At 68.5% G+C, this 2,818-nt stretch carries 2 protein-coding genes and 1 tRNA gene; 2 read left to right on the forward strand and 1 reads right to left on the reverse strand.

Annotation, left to right across the window (positions count from 1 at the left end):
* The first annotated feature begins 85 nt into the window (after positions 1-85).
* Positions 86-1,186, forward strand: coding sequence for a ParA family protein (locus AC08ON_RS17840; RefSeq protein WP_476608655.1), 1,101 nt, complete (start codon positions 86-88; stop codon positions 1,184-1,186).
* Between the two features lie 301 nt (positions 1,187-1,487).
* Positions 1,488-1,560, forward strand: a tRNA-Ala gene (locus AC08ON_RS17845).
* Positions 1,561-2,093: 533 nt separating this feature from the next.
* On the opposite strand, the gene AC08ON_RS17850 is transcribed toward AC08ON_RS17845, so the two are convergent.
* Entirely contained in the window at positions 2,094-2,588 is a 495-nt protein-coding gene (locus AC08ON_RS17850; RefSeq protein ID WP_476617409.1) for a hypothetical protein, read from the reverse strand.
* Positions 2,589-2,818: the final 230 nt, after the last annotated feature.

Below are 2,818 nucleotides of genomic sequence, written 5' to 3' on the forward strand. Positions count from 1 at the left end.
CGACAATGTCTGCCGTGTTGGACAACAGGGACAACTGGGGTGAGGCGGCGCGCGGGCGACGCGGGGATCGCGGCCGGGGCTTTTCATGATCACGATGGCCTTGTTCAACAACAAGGGCGGCGTCGGTAAGACGACCCTCGCCTACCACCTGGCGCACATGCTGCAGCGCATGGGTCACCGGGTGCTCGCGGTCGATCTCGATCCGCAGGCGAACCTGACCGCCCAGTTCCTCGACGAGGACGAGCTGACCCAGCTGTGGGAGGAACCGGCGGTCACCGCGTCGTCCGCGCCGAAGTCCATCATCGACCTCGACGTGCGCCCGGTTCGGATCGTCCCCGGTACGGGGACGATGGCGACGGCGATCGGGCCAATCATGGAGGGGGTCGGGGACGTCACGCTCTTCGATCCGGTGACGATCGAGGACGGTCTGTGGCTGCTGCCCGGCGACGTCGAGCTGAGCGTCTTCGAGGACCGGCTGTCGGCCGCCTGGCCGAACAGCTTCCTCGGCAAGGACATCGCGGCGCTGCGTACGACGACGGCTTTGCACCGGGTCATCGACCATGGTGCCCGCTCGGTCGGCGCCGAGATCGTGCTCATCGACGTGGGGCCCAATCTGGGGGCCATCAACCGGGCCGCGCTGCTGTCCGCCGACACCGTGCTCATGCCACTGACGGCGGACCTGTTCTCGCTGCGAGGGCTGCGCAACCTCGGCCCCACACTGCGGGAGTGGCGTTCCACCTGGCAGGGCATGGTGCTGCCGAAGATTCCCGAGCGTATCTCGGCTCCGCGCGGGCTGATGATGCCGATCGGGTACATCGTGATGCAGCCGCCGACGCGGACCGACCGGCCGGCGAAGGCGCACGACCGGTGGCTCGACCGGATTCCCGAGGTGTTCGCGACCTCGGTGCTCACCAGCGGGAACCCCGGACCGCATGACCGTTCCTTCGAGATCGCCACCCTGGGGCACTACGCGAACCTGATCCCGCTGGCGCACGACGCCCGTAAGCCGATGTTCGGCTGCGGGCCGGAGACGGCGCGCTCGGCGGTACGCAGAGCGCGGTGCGGCGCTGCTACTCCGACTTCCGGGATCTCGCGGTCAAGGTGCGGGAGCGGCTGGCCTTCATCGATCCGACCCTGCGCCGGTCCTGACCGACGGGCCTCGCGGCCGGTGCCGGCACGGCCGTAGCCGTAGCCATCGCCGACGGCGGCGTCGGCGTCGGCGTCGGCGGGCCGGTTATCCACAGGGTGGCGATTGGGGGAGCCGCGGCCCGGTTATCCACAGGGCTCCCGCGGGGCACGATGGTCGTAGGCGGGCACTGTGATCGCCGGAAGACCGGATCAACCCGAGCATCGGTGTCCCCCATGGTTCCCGGGTGGTTCCCGTGCCGGACCAACGTCCGAGGAGACCGTCATGCCGTACGCTTGTGAAGCGCTTCGCCGAGGTGGTCATCGTCGGGTGGTTCCGTCCCGGCCGGAGCGCGTCCCTCGGGGGCGTAGCTCAATTGGCAGAGCACTGCCTTTGCAAGGCAGGGGTTAGGGGTTCGAGTCCCCTCGTCTCCACGCGCAGGCTTCGGCTGCTTGCCGATCTTTGATCGGCTGCGCCATCGGCCGTTATGCCTGCCCGGGGGCGACCCCCGGACCCCCGAGTGTCGGGCTTCGCCCGACCTGGCGGGGGCTGGGTTGTTCGTTATGTAACCAACCGTGTAGCCGAACGGCTTTGGCGGTGCTCTCCGCCCGGGTTATCCACAGCCGTCCCGCGGAGGAAGGCGTCCATGGCCTCGGCGGCGGCGTGCAGATGTTCGGGGAGCGCGTGGCCGTAGCGCTCCATCGTCATCCATGATGTTGTGTGCCCGAAGAACTCCATCACGGTCCGAGGTTCGACGCCGGCGGTCAGGAGGAACGTCCTTCCTGGTCTCGGTCGCTCAGCGGGAGGAGAAGGGATCCGACGTCAATGTCGCCTCCCACCTCCTGCTCGACCTGCTGCACAAGCGGATCACCGCCGCCGTCGTGATCAGCAACGACAGCGATCTCGCCTTTCCTGGGGCGCAGGCCCGCGACCTTGTCCCCGTCGGAGTCGTCAACCCCAGCAAGGGCTATACCGCCGGTGCGCTGCGAGGAGCGCCGAACACCGGTGTCGGCCGGCACTGGTGGTACAACCTGCGCGCGGCTGACCTCCCGCGACGCCGTTCGACTTCCGCGCCGACCCGGGGGATCTTGCGGCGTACGCGCTCCCCGAAGGCGGGCGGGTGCCCGGCATTGAGGGAGGCGTCGCTCCAGGCCTCCGCGCCGTCGAGGTGGTAGGCGCGCAGGACCGTCCACTCGTCGGTGCTGAACCTCGCGCGGGCGTGCTGGATCCTCGGGTCCTCGTACTCGCTCGGCAGCAGGTCAGGGGTCTCTTCCTCGTCCCTGAAGCTGTAGTCGGCGTCCAGGAGGACACCCTTGAGGCCGCGGCGCTTGTGGATCCAGATGGGCTGGAACTCCCGGACCTGGCGGCGCAGCCCGGCCCGGACATCGTCGAGAACGATGTAGGGGTCGGTGTCCTCGCCGAGGACAGCACCCAGGACAGGGTCGAGCAGGGCCGTCACCACGGCCGACCTCGCTTCGGCCCGGGAGTAGTTCCAGCGGCGCCCTGCGCCGCGTTCGACCAGGTAGGTCCTGATGTCCTTGTCGAGGTAGTCGGCGATGAACTGGTCGACTTCTTCGACATCCGTTGCATGTGAGCGTCCAATGGTGCTCTCATGCCGCCTTGCCTCTCGGCGAGGCGCCCCGAGTCTGATTGGCCGAAGCCGCGCTCGGTTCCCGCTTCATAGTGGTTGAG

The organism is Frankia sp. CoWAU3, from assembly GCF_977971855.1.

What these genes read in the sequence shown, in the direction of transcription:
- AC08ON_RS17840 (WP_476608655.1), top strand. Translation starts at nt 86, where the DNA reads ATGATCACGATGGCCTTGTTCAACAACAAGGGCGGCGTCGGTAAGACG.